Consider the following 18,056-nt stretch of genomic DNA (forward strand, 5'->3'; position numbering starts at 1 on the left):
GAGCTCAGCCCCTCTTCGTGTACGTCAGCGGCGCTCCGCCCGAACCGACCAGCTCGCGGACGATGGTGCGGTCGTCGGGCATGTCGAGACGGCTCCACTGGCCCGGTGAGCAACTGCTCCGATCGCCGAAGGTGACCCGTGTGGGGCCGAGTTCGAGCGGCGGACCGGAGGCGCGCAGCGTGGCGGCCCAGCGGCAGTCGTAGCCGGCGCTCCGCCCGGTCAGGGTCATGACGGTCTCGCCCGCCGAGCCGCCGGTGATGGTCATGACACGCGTGTGCGCGTTGCCGTCGGCGGTCGTGAACTCGGCCTGCCAGGTGCCCAGGTACTCCTCCGGCACGGTACCGGTACGGGCGGCGGGGGAGGACTCCGTCGTCGTGGGCGTGCCGTCGGCCGTCGGCACGCGCTGCCCTCCGGGGGCACCGGGCGAGCGGGCCGCGGACGCCGACGGTCCGGGCGCCGTCGGGGCGTCCGTGTGCTCGCCGTTCATGAGCGTGTAGACCGAGCTGCCGGCCGCGACCGCGACCACCACCGCGACGGCGACGAGGGCGACCGTGCCCCGTCTGTCGCGGCGCTGCGCCCCGGGGAGGGACGGCGGGCCGTACGCCGGGTAGCCGCCGTACCGGGTCCCTGCGGAATGCGGGGTGTGCGACGCGGGCGCGGGGTGGTGCGCCGCCCACCCGGGGGGCGGGAACGGGACCGGGGTCGGTGTCCGGCCCGTGGGAGGCGCCTGGCCCGTGGGAGGCGCCTGGCCCGGAAGAGGCGCGTGGCCCGGGTGAAGTCCCTGGCCCGGGGGAGGGGGCGGGGGGCCGGCCATGGTGGGGAGGGAGCGCACACCCGGTGCCCCGGGGGCGCCGCCCGGGCCGCCCGGCGCGGCCGGTGTGCCCCGGGGCGTACGGGACAGACGCATGGCGGCGGCCTCCGAGTGAACGGCGAACGGGTGGGTGCGCCGCCCCAGCGTGCTGTGGCCGACACTCCCCGACCATGGGCCCGGCCCACACGTCGGGGGCCTCGGTCATGTGGGAGGAGGGACGAGCATGTGCCCGCAACTCCTTCGGTGGGGCCGGTACTTCTCCGGTCGGGCCGGCATTCCCCCTGGCCGGGCCGGTATGTCTCCGGTCCGGTCGGCACCCTCCGGTGGGGCAGGCACTCCCGCGGTCGGGCTCGTCGCCGTGGTCATCCCGACCGTGGCCGCGGAGATTCCCGTCACCCTGCCGCAGCTCCAGATGGCCAACAACGCCTTCGGCCGCGGAGGCGGACCCCGGGAGCGGCGGGAACCTCGCGGGCGGACGCCGGGGGTACGGCAGGCCGCCGGCGGAGCGCCGGCCGCTGGTCGGAGCACTGCGTGCGCCCGGCGCCGGCCGGAGCAACGCCCTGCACGCCGGAGCCTGGTGGGTCTGGGCCCTGGGCCTGGCCACCGCCGCGTCGCGGACGACCAATCCGCTCCTGCTGGGGCTGCTGGTGGGCGTCGCCGGGTACGTCGTGGCCGCCCGGCGCACCGACTCCCCCTGGGCGCGCTCGTACGGCGCCTTCGTCAAGCTCGGCCTCGCCGTGGTCGCCCTCCGGCTGGCGTTCTCCGTCGTCCTCGGTTCGCCCATCCCCGGAACCCACGTCCTGGTCACGCTGCCCGAGGCGCCGCTGCCCGACTGGGCGCAGGGCGTCAGGATCGGTGGCCGCGTCACGCTGGAGCAGACGGTGTTCGCGCTGTACGACGGGGCGAAGCTGGCGACGCTGCTGATCTGCCTCGGCGCGGCGAACGCGCTCGCCAACCCGGCCCGGCTGCTGAAGTCCCTTCCCGGCGCGCTGTACGAGGCGGGGGTCGCGGTCGTCGTCGCCATGACGTTCGCCCCGAACATGGTCGCCGACGTGCTCCGGCTCCGCACCGCGCGGAGGCTGCGGGGCCGTCCGGCCGGCGGGGTGAAGGCCGTCCTGCAGATCGGGATGCCGGTACTGGAGGGGGCGCTGGAGCGTTCGGTGGCGCTCGCCGCGTCCATGGACGCGCGCGGGTACGGCCGTACCGCGCAGGTGCCGCCCGCCGTCCGGCACACCACCACCGCCCTGGTGCTCGGCGGGCTGCTCGGGGTGTGCGCCGGTTCGTACGGGCTGCTCGCCGCGGAGGGCGCGGGGTACGGACTGCCCGTGCTCCTGGGCGGCTTCGCGGCGGCGCTCGGCGGGCTGTGGCTCGGCGGCCGGCGCCAGGTCCGCACCCGGTACCGCCCCGACCGGTGGGGACCGCGGGCCTGGCTGGTGGCGGGGTCCGGTGCCGTCGTGGCGGCGCTGATGATCCGCGCCGAAACGTACGCGCCCGGCGCGCTGCATCCCGGTGTCGTGCCGCTGACCGTGCCCGCCCTGCCGCTGTGGCCCGCCGCGGCGGTGCTGCTGGGCCTGCTGCCCGCGTTCGTGGCGCCCGTGCCGCCAAAGGAGTCCCCGTCATGATCCGCTTCGACGACGTCTCGGTGACGTACGGCGGTACCGGGGCGGCGCCCGCGGTCGCCGGGGTGGACCTCACCGTCCCCGAGGGCGAGCTCGTCCTGCTGGTCGGGCCCTCGGGAGCCGGCAAGTCGACCCTGCTGGGGGCGGTCTCCGGGCTGGTGCCGCACTTCACGGGCGGCACCCTGCGGGGCCGGGTGACGGTCGACGGGCGCGACACCCGCACGCACCGGCCGCGCGAACTCGCCGACCTCGTCGGCACGGTGGGCCAGGACCCGCTCGCGCACTTCGTCACCGACACGGTCGAGGACGAACTGGCGTACGGCATGGAGTCGCTGGGGCTGGCGCCGGCGGTGATGCGGCGGCGGGTCGAGGAGACGCTGGACCTGCTGGGGCTCGCGGAGCTGCGCGACCGCCCCCTCACGACGCTCTCGGGCGGCCAGCGGCAGCGGGTCGCGATCGGGTCCGTCCTCACCCCCCATCCGAAGGTGCTGGTCCTCGACGAACCGACGTCGGCGCTCGACCCGGCTGCGGCGGAGGAGGTGCTGGCGGTGCTCCAGCGGCTCGTCCACGACCTCGGGACGACGGTGCTGATGGCCGAGCACCGGCTGGAGCGGGTGGTGCAGTACGCGGACCGGGTCGTGCTGCTCCCCGGGCCCGGTGAGCCCCCGGTGGCGGGCGCCCCGGCCGAGATCATGGCCTTCTCCCCGGTCCGCCCCCCGGTCGTCGCCCTCGGGCGCCTCGCCGGATGGTCGCCCCTCCCGCTCTCCGTCCGCGACGCCCGCCGCCGCGCGGAGGACCTGCGTACCCGGCTGGCGGGCACGGCCCCGGCGGCCGCGCGGGGCACGTCGGGCACTGCTGCTCCCGGCCCGGCCACCCGTGGGCGGCGGGCCGCGGAAGGACCGGGGGCACCGGGCGCTCCGGGAAGTCCAGGGAGCCCAGGGAGCCCAGGGAGCCCAGGGACGGCGGGAGAACCACGGACGGCAGGGAGTCCAGGGACGGCAGGAGAACCAGGGAGTCCAGGGGCTGCCGGGAAGGCAGGGAAGACCGGGAAGGCCGGGAGGGCCGGGAAGGCCGGGAGGGCCGGGAAGGCCGGGAGACGAGGGCTGGGCGCCCTGTTCCCGTGGGCCGGGCGGGGCCGGTCGGCGCCGGGCGGAGCGCCCGACGAGAAGCCGCACGACCCGGCCGTGCTCGCGGAGGCGGCGCGGCTCGGGGTGCGGCACGGACGGGTCGAGGCGCTGCGGCGGGTCGACCTGGTGGTCGGGCCCGGGGAGACCGTCGCGCTGATGGGCCGCAACGGTGCCGGGAAGTCGACGCTGCTGGGCAGCCTCGTCGGACTGGTCGAACCGGCGTCGGGGTCGGTCCGGGTCGGCGGGCGCACGCCCCACCGCACCCCGCCCGCCGAGCTGGTGCGACGGGTCGCGCTGGTTCCGCAGGAGCCGCGGGACCTGCTGTACGCGGACACGGTAGGGGCCGAGTGCGCCACCGCGGACGCGGACGCCGGGGCCGCTCCCGGGACCTGCCGGGAGCTGGTCTCGGAGCTGCTCCCCGGGGTGGCGGACGCCACCCACCCGCGGGACCTGTCCGAGGGGCAGCGGCTGGCGCTCGCCCTGGCGATCGTGCTGACCGCCCGCCCGCCGCTGCTCCTGCTCGACGAGCCGACCCGCGGACTCGACTACGCGGCGAAGTCGCGGCTGGTCTCCGTGCTGCGCGGACTGGCGGCGGAGGGCCACGGCATCGTGCTGGCCACCCATGACGTGGAGCTTGCCGCCGAGATCGCGGACCGGGTGGTGATCCTCGCGGGCGGGGAGGTCGTGGCGGACGGCCCGACGACCGACGTGGTCGTCTCGTCCCCCGCCTTCGCACCGCAGATCGCCAAGATCCTCGCCCCGGAGCCGTGGCTCACCGTCGCCCAGGTGGAGGCCGCCCTGTGAGCACCGGCGACACCGGCGGCACGATCGGCCTGCCCGGCCGCCGTGAGCGGCACGACCGGCACGACCAACACATCGGGCACGACCTGCACAACCGTCACGACCGCCCCACGGCCCGTGCCGACCGCCCCGCGGCCGCGGCCCGTCCCGTCCGGCTCGGCCCCCGGGCCGTCGCCGCCCTCGCCCTCGTCAGCGCGATCGGCGTCGTCGCCTTCTGCTGGCCGCTGCTCGCCGACGCGGACGCCGCCGTCACCGGCCACGCCCAGGACGCTCCCTGGCTGTTCGCCGCCCTGCTGCCGCTGCTCGTCGGTGTGGTGGTCGCCACCATCGCCGACGGGGGCATGGACGCGAAGGCCGTCGCCATGCTCGGTGTGCTCGCCGCGGCCGGTGCCGCGCTGCGGCCGCTCGGCGCGGGCACGGCGGGTCTGGAGCCGATGTTCTTCCTGATGGTGCTGAGCGGCCGGGTGCTCGGGCCCGGCTTCGGCTTCGTCCTCGGCTCGGTGACGATGTTCGCGTCCGCGCTGCTCACGGGCGGGGTCGGGCCGTGGATGCCGTTCCAGATGCTCGCCATGGGCTGGTTCACGATGGGCGCGGGTCTGCTGCCGGGCGCCGACCGCCTCAGGGGCCGCGCGGAGCTGCTGATGCTCGCCGGGTACGGTTGCGCCGCGGCGTTCGCGTACGGCACGGTCATGAACCTCTACGGCTGGACCATCGTGCCGGGCCTCGCCTCGGGCGTCTCCTTCCAGGCGGGCGCCCCGGTGGCGGAGAACCTGGTCCGCTTCGGCGCGTATGTGCTCGCCACTTCCCTGGGCTGGGATCTGGGCCGGGCGGTCCTCACCGTCGTGCTGACCCTGGCGGCCGGTCCGACGCTGCTGAGGGCGCTCCGGAGGGCGACGCGACGGGCCGCGTTCGAGGCGCGGGTCACATTCGAGGCGGCCGGGACCCCCGCCGAGAGGTGAGGCGTCCCACAGGACCTTGGTCCCGGAACTATCGGCCCTCGTAGCCGTCGTCCGAGGACCCCGTCTCCCGGGTCACCCTTCCCCACCTGCACATAGACCACATATGTCCAGTTTGGGACTTAAGACCCTTAATGCTCCCTCTATGTCGTATCTACGGCGTGAGCCCGGTCACGGCACGGGGTCCGCGGCCCCGGCTACAACTGTTCCCGTCGCACGGCGCAGCAGGGCCTGGAGCCCGGCACACGAGCCCGGCTCGGCCCGCCCCGCGCGACCCGTAGTCCCCGAACGTTAGGTAAGCCCTTGTCCCGCTCGCTGATCACCCGCGCCTCCACCCGCAGCAAGTCCCTCGCCGCCGGTACCGCCGTGCTTCTGGGTGCGGCCGCCGCGGTCATGGGGACGACGTCGACGGCCTCGGCCGCGACGCCGAAGGAGGTCGCGAAGCAGATGATGCCCGCCGCCCAGTTCCAGTGCTTCGACAAGATCGTCTCGAAGGAGTCGAACTGGAACCACACGGCCACCAACGCCTCCTCCGGCGCCTACGGCCTGGTCCAGGCCCTGCCGGGCGGCAAGATGGCCTCGGCCGGCGCCGACTGGAAGACCAACCCCAAGACCCAGATCAAGTGGGGCCTGGACTACATGAAGGAGCGCTACGGCAGCCCGTGCGGCGCCTGGAGCTTCTGGCAGGCCAACCACTGGTACTGAGCCGGCCTGACGGCGGACGACGGACTGCCGCGCAGAGCGGCCCCGGGCCCCGAACCGACGCACCACGCGTGGGACCGGGGCCTTCGCCGTACCCGGAAGACCTCGCCGCCGGGCACGGAAGCTCTCACCCTCCGAGTACGGAATCCCTCACCCTCCAGGCACGGGACGAACCGGCCTCCCGGAGCCGCCCGGGACCGTGCCGAGCCGCCGAAGGACCCGCACCCGTACCCGCCCGGGCGGCCCCGTCCACGCACCGAAGCCGCTCAGAGCCGCTCAGAGCCGCTCAGAGCCGCTGCAGGATGGTGCCCGTCGCCAGCGCCCCGCCCGCACACATCGTCACCAGCGCGAACTCCCCTTCCGTACGCTCCAGTTCGTGCAGCGCGGTCGTGATCAGCCGCGCGCCCGTCGCGCCCACGGGGTGCCCCAGGGCGATCGCCCCGCCGTTGACATTGACTTTCGCGAGGTCCTGGTCGAAGACCTGCGCCCAGCTCAGCACGACGGAGGCGAACGCCTCGTTGATCTCCACGAGGTCGATGTCCTTGAGCGACATCCCGGCCTTCCCCAGCACCGCCCGTGTCGCGTCGATCGGCCCGTCGAGGTGGAAGTGCGGGTCCGCCCCGACGAGAGCCTGGGCGACGATCCGGGCGCGCGGCTTCAGCTTGAGCGCCCGCGCCATGCGCTTGGACGCCCACATGATCGCCGCCGCGCCGTCGGAGATCTGCGAGGAGTTCCCGGCGGTGTGGACCGCGGTCGGCATGACCGGCTTCAGCCCGCCCAGCGCCTCCATCGAGGTGTCCCGCAGGCCCTCGTCGCGGTCGACGAGCCGCCACATGCCCTGGCCCGCGTACTGCTCCTCCTCGGTCGTGGGCACCTGGACGGCGAAGGTCTCGCGCTTGAAGCGCTCCTCGGCCCAGGCGACCGCCGCCCGCTCCTGGGAGATCAGGCCGAGTGCGTCGACGTTCTCCCGGCTGAGTCCGCGGTGGCGCGCGATGCGCTCGGCGGCCTCGAACTGGTTGGGCAGGTCGACGTTCCACTCGTCCGGCCACGGCTTGCCCGGGCCGTGCTTGGAGCCGCTGCCCAGCGGCACCCGCGACATGGCCTCGACACCGCAGCTGATGCCGACGTCGATGACACCGGCGGCGATCATGTTGGCGGTCATGTGCGCGGCCTGCTGCGAGGAGCCGCACTGGCAGTCGACGGTCGTCGCGGCGGTCTCGCAGGGCAGCCCCATGGCGAGCCAGGCGTTGCGCGCCGGATTCATCGACTGCTCGCCGGCGTGGGTGACGGTCCCGCCGACGATCTGCTCGACGCAGTCGGCGTGGATGCCGGTGCGGCCCAGCAGTTCACGGTAGGTCTCGCCCAGCAGATAGGCGGGGTGCAGATTGGCGAGCGCGCCACCGCGCTTGCCTATGGGTGTGCGTACGGCTTCGACGATGACGGGTTCCGCGGCCATGAGCTCGTCCTCTCCTCAGCACTGGTGCGGGGTGTCCCGGCACCCCGCACCCGAGAACCGCAAGAAGAACTAGTACGCGTTCTAGTTCTCTAGCAGTCTTATGAGGGTTACCCCAGGTATGCAAGGCTCCTGCAGGCAACAGTTCCCGCCATGCGTCTTGCCAGTTATGGAACCCGTTACTACCTTGCGAGAGGTTCTGACGAACCGTCAGACAACGCCGTCGAACGGATCGCCGGACGGACCGTCGCACGGATCGCCCGAATCGCGCAGCCGCCGCACAGCCGTCCAGCCGCGAGACCTGGAGTTGCCGATGCCCTGCCCCCGTCTTCCCGAAGGGTTCGACGCCACCGACCCCGACCTGCTGGAGAGCCGCGTCCCCCACCCCGAGTTCGCCCGGCTGCGGCAGACGGCCCCCGTCTCGTGGTGCCCGCAGCCACGCGGCGCCACCGGCTTCGACGACGGGGGCTACTGGGCGGTCACCCGCCACGCGGACGTCAAGTACGTCTCCACCCACCCCGAGCTGTACTCCTCCCGCGAGAACACCGCGATCATCCGCTTCAACGGGCACATCAGCCGCGACCAGATCGAGGCCCAGCGACTGATCATGCTCAACATGGACCCGCCCGAGCACACCCGGGTCCGGCAGATAGTGCAGCGCGGCTTCACCCCGCGCGCCATACGCAGCCTGGAGTCGGCACTGCGCGACCGCGCCCGGCGCATCGTCGAGGACGCGAGCGGCGACGCGGACGGCGGCTTCGACTTCGTCACCCGGATCGCCGTGGAACTCCCGCTCCAGGCCATCGCCGAACTCATCGGCGTACCGCAGGAGGACCGGGCCCGGATCTTCGACTGGTCGAACAAGATGGTGGCGTACGACGACCCGGAGTACGCGATCACGGAGGAGATCGGCGCCGAGGCCGCCATGGAGCTCATCGGCTACTCCATGAACCTGGCCGCCGCACGCAAGGAGTGCCCGGCCGGGGACATCGTCACCCGGCTCGTCGCGGCCGAGGACGAAGGCAACCTCTCCTCCGACGAGTTCGGCCTCTTCGTACTGCTGCTGGCGGTGGCGGGCAACGAGACGACCCGCAACGCGATCAGCCACGGCATGCACGCCCTCCTCACCCACCCCGACCAGTGGGAGCTCTACAAGCGGGAGCGCCCGGCGACCGCCGCCGACGAGATCGTCCGCTGGACCTCGCCCGTGGTCTCCTTCCAGCGGACCGCGACCCGGGACACCGAACTCGGCGGCCGGAAGATCAGGAAGGGCGACAGGGTGGGGCTCTTCTACTCCTCCGCCAACCGCGACCCCGAGGTCTTCGAGAACCCCGAGGTCTTCGACATCACCCGCGACCCCAACCCGCACCTCGGCTTCGGCGGCGGGGGCCCGCACTTCTGCCTCGGCAAGTCGCTGGCCCTCAGGGAGATCGACCTCATCTTCGGCGCCATCGCCGACACCTTGCCGGACCTGCGCCTGGCCGGCGACCCGCGCAGGCTGCGCGGGTCCTGGCTGAACGGGATCAAGGAGCTCCGGGTCAGCACCGGCGGATAGCCCGGAGACACGCGCCCCGGAGCGGTCACATGACGGACAGGGACCCGCGCCCGGGGTTCCTGCGCCGATTCGTGCGCCGGGGCCCATGCGCCCGGATTTGTGCGCCGGGGCCCATGCGCCGGGGTTCGTGCGCCCGGGCGCCGGTCCCCGGAGCGCATTCCCGCGGGCTTCGTTCTCGTGAGGGCCATGCGCCCGGGGCGCCGGTAAGCCCACCCGAGTCGCCGTCCGATTGCGGCGATCTTATGATGGATGATCCCTGTAACGGCCTTCATCCCGAAGAGCCGTTTCACCTCGTTCGACCGGAAACCACACGACCGGAAACCAGAGGTGGCCGCGGATGATCCGTCTCAGAGTCGTGCCGGCGATCCTCGCCGCCCTGCTGCTGGTCGCCACCGGCCTGACCGGCGCACAGGCGCACACCGAGCGCCAGGAATTCGATCCCGCCCTGGTGGAGGCCCTCGACAAGGCCGTCGAGGACACCATGGAGGAGGCCGGGATCCCCGGCGCGATCGTCGGCATCCGGATTCCCGGCCGCGGTACGTACGAGAAGGCCTTCGGCGTCGCCGACAAGTCGACCGGCACGCCCATGAAGACCGATCTGCACATGCGGATCGGCAGCGTCACCAAGACCTTCACCATCACCGGCCTGCTGCAACTGGTCGACCAGGGCCGGGTCGGGCTCGACGACCCGGTCGGGAAGTACGTCGAGGGCGTACCGGCGGGTAACCGCATCACCCTGCGCCAGCTCGCCGAGATGCGCAGTGGTCTGTTCAACTACTCCGAGGACGAGAAGTGGGAGAAGTCCCTCCTGGCCGATCCCCAGCAGACGTTCGCCCCTCGGCAGCTCCTCGACTACGCGTTCGCGCACCCGCTGAACTTCCCGCCCGGCAGCAAGTGGGAGTACAGCAACACCAACACCATCCTGCTGGGGCTGGTGATCGAGAAGGTCACCGGGCAGCGGCTCGAGGACTACCTCCGGCAGCGCGTCTACGCCCCGCTGCGGCTCGGCCAGACCTCGTTCCCGACGGACGACGCGATGCCCGAGCCGTACGCCCACGGCTACACCCCTTACACCAAGTCCGGCGCCGCCACGGCCACTCCGTCCGGCGGCACGGTCGACGCCACCAACTGGAACCCGTCCTGGGCCTGGGCGGCCGGCGCCATGATCTCCGACCTCGGCGACCTGAACACCTGGGTACCCGCCCTGGCCGACGGCCGGCTCCTCGACCCCGCCACCCAGAAGGAGCGCCTGAAGTTCGGCCCGACGGGCATTCCCGAGGTCCAGTACGGCCTCGGCATCATGCGGGTGGGCAACTGGATCGGCCACAACGGGGAGCTGCCGGGCTATGAGACGCTCGCCGTGCAACTGCCCTCCCAGCGCGCCACGCTGGTGATCCTGGTCAACTCCGACACCGACTTCCGCGGCCAGTCACTGAGCACGCTGCTGGGGCGCGCCGTCACCGAGGTCGTGACCCCGCGCAACGTGTTCGACCTGCCGACCGCGCCGCAGTCCGAGAAGACCAGCCCGCCGCCGTCCCCGACGGCGTCACCGACGCCCTAGCGTCCGGGAAGGCGCGGGCGGCCCCGCGGCACCGCCGGCACGGGGCGCGCGGCGGCCCCGGGGCGGCACCGACCGCACCGGTTCCGGGCGCGATGCCGACCCCGGCCTGGCGGGTGCCGGGGGCTATGCCCTCAGAGCGTCCGCACGAAGGCGGAGAACGCGCCGGCAGGGAAGTGCAGCACGTCCCCCGCCGGGACCTTGGAGTCGCGCACGGCGACGAGTTGCGGGGTCTCGGCGATCTCGACGCAGTCGCCTCCATGGTCGCCGCTGTGACGGGACGTGCGCCATACGGCACCGGCGAGCGGGGCGCACGCGACGCAATCGCCGCCCTGGTCACCGCTGTAGCTGGACGTACGCCACACGGCGCCGCCGAGCGGCAAGCACTCGACGCAATCGCCGCCCTGGTCGCTGCTGTAGCTGGACGTACGCCAGCGGGCACCGGTCGGATCAGAGCTGCTGCTCCCCATAGCGTTCCTCCATCGTGCGCCGGATGAGGTCCGTCGAGTCCGTGAGGGACAGCGCGGCGGCCTGGAGGTGATCGTAACGGAGTGAACAGTCCCTGACCGTGGCCGGGTTGGCCGTCGGATGGCCCTTCCCATATCCCTCGGTGTAGACGATGGCCGGGTCGCTCCCGAAGCGGTAGAGGTTGAACGAGCCTGTCAGTCCCGCGTGGGCCCCGGCCCGGAACGGCAGGATCTGGACGTTCACCCGGAGGTCGTCGGCGAAGGACAGCAACCGCGCCAGTTGCTCGCGCATCACCGCGGGCCCGCCGATCGACTGGCGCAGGGCCGCCTCCCCGAGGATCGCCCAGAGCACCGGCGGCTCCTCCTTGCCGAGGATGCGCTGCCGCGCCAGCCGGACGGCCGTACGGTCGTCCAGATTCCCCCGGTCCACGGCCCCGAGCACCGCCCGCGCGTACGACGGCGACTGGAGCAGCCCGTGCACCATATGGGTCTGGAAGGTGCAGATCTCCGTCGCCCGCGCCTCCAACTCCGCCACCTGTTGGAACCACGCGGGCAACTGGCTGCGCAGCACCAGCCCCAGCAGCCGGGTCAGCAGCCCGTCCGTCCCCAGCGCCGCGTCCGTGCGCTCGCTGAACTCCTGCGTCGGCAGCTTCCGCGCCGTCTCGATCTGCCCCACCAGCGAGCCGGTGTAGTTGATGACGGCGCCCAGTTGCTTCTGGGTGAGCCCCGCCGCCTCGCGGTAGCGGCGGAGTTCGTAGCCGTAGTAGTCGAGCGGCGAGGCGCCCGGGTCGAGGACGTTGACATGCGTCACGGCGTGCTCCCTCGTACTCAACTCCGCCCACTGCCGGACGGGTTGTATTCAGGCCATGGCAGAGCGTAGCCGTCCGGTCCCACCCTCGTAGCGTGATCGACGACATCGCCCCCGCCCCGGGGCCCGCCTCCCAGTACGGCATGCGCTTCACCGTCGGGGACCACTCGGCCCGCCATGTGCGCCGCATCCTCCGCCACTACCTCGCCCTGTGGGGCCTGCCGGAACTGGCCGACGACGCCTCACTCGCCCTGACCGAACTGCTCGGCAACGTCCACGACCACGTCCCCGGCCGCCGCTGCGGGCTGCTCGTCGAGCGCGGCCCGTCCGGTCTCCGGGTGGAGGTCAGGGACGAGTGCCCCGCGCTGCCCGTGCTGCGCCGGGCCGCGCCCGGCGAGGAGTCGGGACGGGGACTGGCGCTACTGGACGCGGTGGTGCACAAGTGGGGCGTGTCGCGTACGGGCGGAACCGGCAAGACCGTCTGGTTCGAGTGCCGCGCCCCGGACGCCGGGCCCGGCGTCGCGCCGCCGGCGCCCCTTGGACGGCCGGCACCCGGGCAGGCCCGCTGAGGGGTTCCGGGGAGGGGCCCGTACCGCGTCCGCGGACAGGCACCCGGGGACAGGCACCCGCGGACAGGCAGCCGCGCACTGATGGCCGCGGCCGAATGGCGCGGCGGCCCCGGGCGGGGGATGCTGGCTGGACGCGGCGATCCACCCGGGAAGGCGCCCTATCGGCGTCTTCCCGGGCCCGACCGAGGCCCCGGACCGAGACGCCTGACCGTGCGGCCCGGGACCGTACGGCAGGGGACCGTACGGCACGGGGCGGTGGGGAGCCGCAGGCCGAAAGGCATTCCGCCGTCCGGCCGGGAGTTCGGGCGTGGGATACGTTGCCCGTATGTCTGAACAGCAATGGAACGCCGTCGACGCCTACTTCACCGACCTGCTGGTGCCCGAGGACGACGCGCTGAAGGCCGCGGTCGCCGCGAGCGACGCGGCCGGGTTGCCGCAGATCGCCGTCGCGCCCAACCAGGGGAAGCTGCTGCACCTGCTGGCCCTCACCCAGGGCGCGACGAGGATCCTCGAGATCGGCACGCTCGGCGGCTACAGCACCATCTGGCTCGGCCGGGCCCTGCCCGCCGACGGACGGCTGGTCTCCCTCGAGTACAGCGCCGAGCACGCGGACGTGGCCCGCGCCAACCTCGCCCGCGCGGGGCTCGACAAGAACGCGGAGGTACGGGTCGGTCCCGCCCTCGACAGCCTGGCCGCGCTGGAGTCCGAGGGCACGGCCCCGTTCGACTTCTTCTTCATCGACGCCGACAAGGCCAACAACCCCCACTACGTGGAGTGGGCGCTGAAGCTGTCCCGGCCGGGGAGCGTCATCGTCGTCGACAACGTCGTACGCGGCGGCTCGGTCCTCGACGCGACCAGCGAGGACCCCGCCGTCGTGGGCACCCGCCGGATGTTCGAGGTGATCTCGACCCACCCGCGGCTCACCGCGACCGCCTTCCAGACGGTGGGCGCGCGGGGGTACGACGGTCTTCTGCTGGCCCGCGTCACGGGCTGAACGGCCCGGCGTCGCCACGGGTGGGGGCACGACCCGTACGTGCCTCCCGGGCGGGTGCCGGCAGGACGCGCGCCCGCCGCCCCGCCGGGTCGGGGCCGCGGGCGACTCGCGCCGCGCCTATCCTGCACCTCATGAGCGTCGTGAAGATCAATGTGCTGACCGTCCCCGCCGCGCAGCGGGAGTCCCTGGAGCAGCGGTTCGCCGCGCGTGCGGGGGCCGTGGAGTCCTCGGACGGCTTCGAGTGGTTCGAGCTGCTCCGCCCGCTGGAGGGCACCGACGACTACCTCGTCTACACCCGCTGGCGCAGCGAGGAGGACTTCCAGAACTGGATGTCCGGCCCGATGCAGGCCGCCCACCGGGGCGAGGGCGGCGGGAGCGGCGGGAGCGGCGAAGGTGAACGCCCGAAGCCCGCGGCGACGGGTTCGACCCTGTGGTCCTTCGAGGTGGTCCAGCAGGCATCGCCGAAGCAGGGCTGACCGGCGGGCAGCCGACCGCACCGGCACCTCCGGCCTCCACGGCGGCAGGGAGGGTCGGCCGGTGCGGTCGTCACTCCCCCGGCGCCGGGCCGCCCGCCGGGGCGGTCGACTGCCAGGCGGCGAAGAGCGGGAGCCGCCCGGAGGCGTCGAGTACGACGATACCGAAGGGGCGGTCGTAGGCGAGGCGGAGGGCCCGGACCGGGCGGGGGGCGCCGCCCGCGCGGGTGAGGACCGCCGTCGCGGCCGCCGCCTCCACGCCGAGTTCCGCGACCTTGAGTACGGCCTCCTGGACGACCATCGAGATCGCCAGCGGCTCGGGTGACAGTCCGGAGAAGTCGGCGAGCGCGGTGGTGGCCTGCCGTACGCCCAGAGCGGGCAGTTGGGGCGTCACGTCCGTCGTCGTCCGCAGGGCGAGGCGGGGCACGGCGAGGTCGACGGCCTCCGCTCCGACGGGCGTACACGTCTCATGGGGCGCCCAGGCCGCGGGCAGCACCTCCGCGGGGCCGGCGCCCGGCGCACCGAGGACGAGGCGGACCACCGCGCCCGAACCACCTTCGCAGCGCAGCTGGGCGACCTGCGCCCGGCCCGCGGTCCACGCGTCGCCGGGGGCCAGCCGCCGGTGCATGGTCGGCACCCGGTGCACGGTCCCCGAGGCGTCCGTGAACGGCGCGGGCACGGTCAGGTGGCCCGGGAAGGGCGTCTCCCAACGAGCTTTCAGCGCGAGGACGTTGACCAGGGCGAGCAGCGTGTCCGGGGGGACGGGGACCGGTAGCCCTCCGATCAGCCCGCCGGTCGCCTCCCTCACCCAGGCGTCGATGTCGTCCTGCCCGTCGCCGAGACGGCCGAACCCGACGCCGGGCAGTGCCTCACGGTAGGTGCGGTGGACCGGGACCTTGCTCCACACGCGGGTCGCGACGGCCAGCGCGTCCGTTCCGTCGAGTTCCCGGGCCATGGAGGTGACGGCCCGGGCCGCGTCGTCCCCGGCCGCGCCGAGCAGCGCCCGGAGTTCCTCGGCGGTACCGCCGCGTGCGCCCGCCGCCACGGCACCGAGCGCGAGCCACAGCCCGGCGGGCGAGCAGACGAAGTCGCCCTCCCCGGCGAACTCCCGCAGCCACCGCTCCCCGACGGCCCGGACGGCCCGGACGGCCTGGACGGCTTCCTTGTGTCCGGGGTACGGGCCCGGCCGGGGCGTCGTCCCGGGTGTCGCGTCCACTCGTTCCGTCCCCGCCGTGCCGTCCACCGCAACCGCCCCCCGTCACCCGCGTCTTCCGCGTCATTTCGCGTCTTGCCGCGTCTTTCCGCTTCCGGGTGCAGTGTGCCAGGGGGCGGCCGGGGTCGCACCGAGGTGCGGCTCACCGAGGAGGAGCGGTGTGCCTCAGATCAGGCCCTGGGCGAGCATGGCGTCCGCCACCCGTTCGAAGCCTGCGATGTTCGCGCCCGCCACATAGTCGCCGGGCCTGTCGTGGCGGGCGGCGGTCTCGTACGCCGTCTCGTGGATGCTCCGCATGACCTGGGCCAGTTCCTCCTCGACGCGGGCCGCGGGCCAGAGGTCGCGGGCCGCGTTCTGCCGCATCTCCAGCGCGCTGGTGGCCACGCCGCCCGCGTTCGCGGCCTTCCCCGGGCCGAAGGCGACACCCGCGTCGCGGAGGATGCGCACCGCCGCGGGGGTGGTGGGCATGTTCGCGCCCTCGGAGACGGCCTTGACGCCGTTGCGCACCAGGGCCGCCGCGTCGTCGGCGGTCAGTTCGTTCTGGGTCGCCGACGGGAGGGCCACATCGGTGGGCACCTCCCAGACGCTGCCGCCGGGCACGTACCGCGCGGACGCGCCGCGGCGGATCGCGTAGTCGCTCACCCGGCCGCGCTCCTCCTCCTTGATCTGCTTGAGCAGGGGCAGGTCGATGCCCTTGTCGTCGACGACGTACCCGGCCGAGTCGGAGACGGTGCGCACATGCGCCCCCAGCGCCTGTGCCTTCTCCACGGTGTAGAGGGCCACGTTGCCCGACCCGGAGACGCTGACCTGCTGGCCGGCGAGCTGCTCGCCGCGTACCTTCAGCATCTCGGCGGTGAAGAGCACGTTTCCGTAGCCGGTCGCTTCGGGGCGCATGTGCGAGCCGCCCCAGGAGGTGCCCTTGCCGGTCAGCACGCCCGCCTCCCAACGGTTGGTGATGCGCCGGTACTGGCCGAAGAGGAAGCCGATCTCCCGGCCGCCGACGCCGATGTCGCCGGCGGGCACGTCGGTGTGCTCACCGAGATGCCGGTGCAACTCCGTCATGAACGACTGGCAGAAGCGCATCACCTCGGCGTCGGAGCGGCCGCGCGGGTCGAAGTCGCTGCCGCCCTTGCCGGCCCCGATCCCCAGGCCGGTCAGGGCGTTCTTGAAGATCTGCTCGAAGGCGAGGAACTTCACGATCCCCAGGTTGACGGACGGGTGGAAGCGCAGACCGCCCTTGTAGGGGCCGAGGGCGCTGCTGAACTCCACCCGGAAGCCTCGGTTGACGTGGATCTCGCCGCGGTCGTCCTGCCACGGCACCCGGAAGATGAGCTGCCGCTCCGGTTCCGCGAGGCGCTCGACCAGCTTGGCCTCGCGGAGTTCGGGCCGCCTGTCCAGCACGGGTCCCAGTGTCTCCAGCACCTCGTGGACTGCCTGGTGGAACTCGGGTTCACCGGGGTTGCGGCGGCGGATGTCCGCTTCGAGGTCGTCGAGGGTCGCGGAGGCGCTGGAGGAGATGGAGGGCATCGATCGGGTTCCTTCTCGTCGGCGGGACTGGTGCTGTGGGGTGCCGTGCCGGTGTGCCGTCGGCGGGGGCGCCCGTGTGGGGCGCCCGCGGGCCGAGCGGCGCAGACGGTCAACGGCGCGGAGGCGACCTGGGACACGTACCCGCCGGTCCCGGTCGGGATTCGGGGTGTCCTGCGGCGGTCGGTGGGGGTCCGTGGTGCACGGGTACACATACGGACGCGGGGCCCAATATCGTCGATCATGGTGCGCGCCGGGTCTCGCGGCCCGCGCCGGGCGGGCTTCCCCGGTGCCGGTCTGTGAACGGGCGTGCACCGCCGCCCGTCCGCGCACCGGCACCGCCGCCCGTTCGCGCACCGGCACCGGCTCCCGTTCGCGGCCCGGACCTGCACCGCCCGGCGGCCGTGGGGGAATGGAGCCGGGGGCGCTCATGGACACCCGGTGCCTGCATGAGATTCTTCGCCCATGAGCACACCGCCTGACGGATTGCCCGTCTACCGGGTTCTGACCGGGCCGGACGATGCCGCGTTCTGCCGCCGTGTGAGCGAGTTGATGGGTCTCGGCTACGAGCTGCACGAAGGCCCCGCGGTCACGTTCAACGGGGAGAGCGTCATCGTCGCCCAGGCGCTGGTCTGGCCGACGCGACCATAGGGGGCCTGGAGAGCCGCGAGCCGCGGTGATCGCGGCCGACCCGTGGCGCGGGAAGGGCGGCGCTGGCAGCGCTGGCGGCGCTGGCAGCGCGGTCTGCCGCACGCGGCGTTTGCCCGGTCGTACGGGGTGGACCGCTCCACCCGCCCGCGGGCCGGTAAACCGTTCGCGGTGCGCCGGGCCGGTCGGGTACAGCTGTCGGCATGACGCGATGGACCGTGCTCCCCGAGCGCCTCGACAGCCCTGACGCCATCGCCCTTCGGCGCGACTACTACGCCGATGTGGCCGGGAGCTACTGGCGGCGGCACATCACCGACGCGGAGATCGACGAGGGTCTCGCGGACGACGATGCGGCGCTGCTCACCGCCCCCACCGGCGAGTTCGCCGTCGGACGGCATGACGGGGAGGCGGCGGCCTGCGGCGGGGTGCTGCTGCTGGACGCCGAACGGGCCGAGCTGACCCGGGTGTTCGTGCGCCCCGCGTTCCGCGGTACGGGCGGCGGGTCGGCCCTGCTCACGGCGCTGGAGGACGCAGCCCGGCGGCTCGGGGCGCGGCGGATGGTGCTCAACACCCGGCTCGACCTGGTCGGGGCACGCACCCTCTACACACGGCACGGCTACCGGGAGATCCCCGCGTACTGCGAGGGACCGTACATGGACGTCTGGTACGGGAGGGAGCTGGTGCACGGGGCGGATGGCGCGGCGGCCTGAGCCGCTCCCGCACCCAGCGGTCGCGGTCCCGCTCCCGGCCCCGGTCCCAGTCCCGCTCCCGGTCCCGG

The 18,056-nt window shown here is 73.5% G+C and carries 17 protein-coding genes; 11 read left to right on the forward strand and 6 right to left on the reverse strand.

Going from position 1 to position 18,056, the window contains the following annotated elements:
- Positions 1–4 precede the first annotated feature (4 nt).
- Positions 5–526 carry a hypothetical protein gene (locus DDW44_RS32595; protein WP_244223966.1) on the reverse strand — a complete coding sequence of 174 codons (522 nt, stop codon included), beginning with the start codon at positions 524–526 and terminating at the stop codon, positions 5–7.
- An 800-nt stretch (positions 527–1,326) separates the two neighbouring features.
- On the opposite strand from DDW44_RS32595, the gene DDW44_RS05590 reads away from it, so the two are divergent.
- From DDW44_RS05590 to DDW44_RS05605, 4 genes are all read left to right on the forward strand, one after another.
- Positions 1,327–2,433 (forward strand): cobalt ABC transporter permease, encoded by a 1,107-nt coding sequence (locus tag DDW44_RS05590; protein WP_108908735.1) that lies wholly within the window; start codon positions 1,327–1,329, stop codon positions 2,431–2,433.
- Entirely contained in the window at positions 2,430–4,361 is a 1,932-nt protein-coding gene (locus DDW44_RS05595; protein WP_108905722.1) for an ABC transporter ATP-binding protein, read from the forward strand. The genes DDW44_RS05590 and DDW44_RS05595 overlap by 4 nt, the downstream gene beginning before the upstream one ends.
- An 83-nt stretch (positions 4,362–4,444) precedes the next feature.
- Positions 4,445–5,317: an ECF transporter S component gene (locus tag DDW44_RS05600; protein WP_108908736.1), complete on the forward strand. Its 873-nt coding sequence runs from the start codon at positions 4,445–4,447 to the stop codon at positions 5,315–5,317.
- 300 nt (positions 5,318–5,617) lie between these two features.
- Positions 5,618–6,019, forward strand: coding sequence for an aggregation-promoting factor C-terminal-like domain-containing protein (locus DDW44_RS05605; RefSeq protein WP_017945143.1), 402 nt, complete (start codon positions 5,618–5,620; stop codon positions 6,017–6,019).
- A gap of 283 nt (positions 6,020–6,302) precedes the next feature.
- On the opposite strand, the gene DDW44_RS05610 is transcribed toward DDW44_RS05605, so the two are convergent.
- Positions 6,303–7,472 (reverse strand): steroid 3-ketoacyl-CoA thiolase, encoded by a 1,170-nt coding sequence (locus DDW44_RS05610; RefSeq protein WP_108905723.1) that lies wholly within the window; start codon positions 7,470–7,472, stop codon positions 6,303–6,305.
- Between the two features lie 310 nt (positions 7,473–7,782).
- Here DDW44_RS05610 and DDW44_RS05615 point away from each other — a divergent pair, with 310 nt between their 5' ends.
- Together DDW44_RS05615 and DDW44_RS05620 are read left to right on the forward strand one after the other, a co-directional pair.
- On the forward strand, positions 7,783–9,024 hold the full coding sequence (locus tag DDW44_RS05615) for a cytochrome P450 (RefSeq protein ID WP_108905724.1): 1,242 nt from the start codon (positions 7,783–7,785) through the stop codon (positions 9,022–9,024).
- Between the two features lie 337 nt (positions 9,025–9,361).
- The gene (locus DDW44_RS05620; protein ID WP_108905725.1) at positions 9,362–10,585 is read left to right on the forward strand and encodes a serine hydrolase domain-containing protein; all 1,224 of its coding nucleotides are present in this window, start codon (positions 9,362–9,364) and stop codon (positions 10,583–10,585) included.
- A 131-nt stretch (positions 10,586–10,716) separates the two neighbouring features.
- On the opposite strand, the gene DDW44_RS05625 is transcribed toward DDW44_RS05620, so the two are convergent.
- Both DDW44_RS05625 and DDW44_RS05630 read right to left on the reverse strand, forming a co-directional pair.
- Complete coding sequence (locus DDW44_RS05625; protein ID WP_108905726.1) at positions 10,717–11,052, reverse strand: DUF397 domain-containing protein; 336 nt, start codon at positions 11,050–11,052, stop codon at positions 10,717–10,719.
- Positions 11,033–11,860: a helix-turn-helix domain-containing protein gene (locus tag DDW44_RS05630; protein WP_108905727.1), complete on the reverse strand. Its 828-nt coding sequence runs from the start codon at positions 11,858–11,860 to the stop codon at positions 11,033–11,035. Before DDW44_RS05630 ends, DDW44_RS05625 begins: the two co-directional genes overlap by 20 nt.
- A gap of 92 nt (positions 11,861–11,952) precedes the next feature.
- Here DDW44_RS05630 and DDW44_RS05635 point away from each other — a divergent pair, with 92 nt between their 5' ends.
- From DDW44_RS05635 to DDW44_RS05645, 3 genes are all read left to right on the forward strand, one after another.
- Positions 11,953–12,426: an ATP-binding protein gene (locus DDW44_RS05635; RefSeq protein ID WP_108905728.1), complete on the forward strand. Its 474-nt coding sequence runs from the start codon at positions 11,953–11,955 to the stop codon at positions 12,424–12,426.
- A gap of 325 nt (positions 12,427–12,751) precedes the next feature.
- Entirely contained in the window at positions 12,752–13,420 is a 669-nt protein-coding gene (locus DDW44_RS05640) for an O-methyltransferase (RefSeq protein ID WP_018892276.1), read from the forward strand.
- Between the two features lie 131 nt (positions 13,421–13,551).
- Positions 13,552–13,896 (forward strand): antibiotic biosynthesis monooxygenase family protein, encoded by a 345-nt coding sequence (locus DDW44_RS05645; RefSeq protein ID WP_026164853.1) that lies wholly within the window; start codon positions 13,552–13,554, stop codon positions 13,894–13,896.
- A 70-nt stretch (positions 13,897–13,966) separates the two neighbouring features.
- On the opposite strand, the gene DDW44_RS05650 is transcribed toward DDW44_RS05645, so the two are convergent.
- Together DDW44_RS05650 and gdhA are read right to left on the reverse strand one after the other, a co-directional pair.
- The gene (locus DDW44_RS05650; RefSeq protein ID WP_425275621.1) at positions 13,967–15,109 is read right to left on the reverse strand and encodes a serpin family protein; all 1,143 of its coding nucleotides are present in this window, start codon (positions 15,107–15,109) and stop codon (positions 13,967–13,969) included.
- Positions 15,110–15,271: 162 nt separating this feature from the next.
- Positions 15,272–16,633 carry an NADP-specific glutamate dehydrogenase gene (gdhA, locus tag DDW44_RS05655; RefSeq protein WP_018892274.1) on the reverse strand — a complete coding sequence of 454 codons (1,362 nt, stop codon included), beginning with the start codon at positions 16,631–16,633 and terminating at the stop codon, positions 15,272–15,274.
- Between the two features lie 462 nt (positions 16,634–17,095).
- Here gdhA and DDW44_RS05660 point away from each other — a divergent pair, with 462 nt between their 5' ends.
- Together DDW44_RS05660 and DDW44_RS05665 are read left to right on the forward strand one after the other, a co-directional pair.
- A complete protein-coding gene (locus DDW44_RS05660) occupies positions 17,096–17,281 on the forward strand; it encodes a DUF1737 domain-containing protein (protein ID WP_026282018.1) in 186 nt (61 codons plus the stop codon).
- A 200-nt stretch (positions 17,282–17,481) separates the two neighbouring features.
- Positions 17,482–17,988 (forward strand): GNAT family N-acetyltransferase, encoded by a 507-nt coding sequence (locus tag DDW44_RS05665; protein WP_208647939.1) that lies wholly within the window; start codon positions 17,482–17,484, stop codon positions 17,986–17,988.
- The last annotated feature ends 68 nt before the right edge of the window (positions 17,989–18,056 follow it).

It is taken from the genome of Streptomyces tirandamycinicus (assembly GCF_003097515.1).
Lineage (GTDB): Bacteria > Actinomycetota > Actinomycetes > Streptomycetales > Streptomycetaceae > Streptomyces > Streptomyces tirandamycinicus.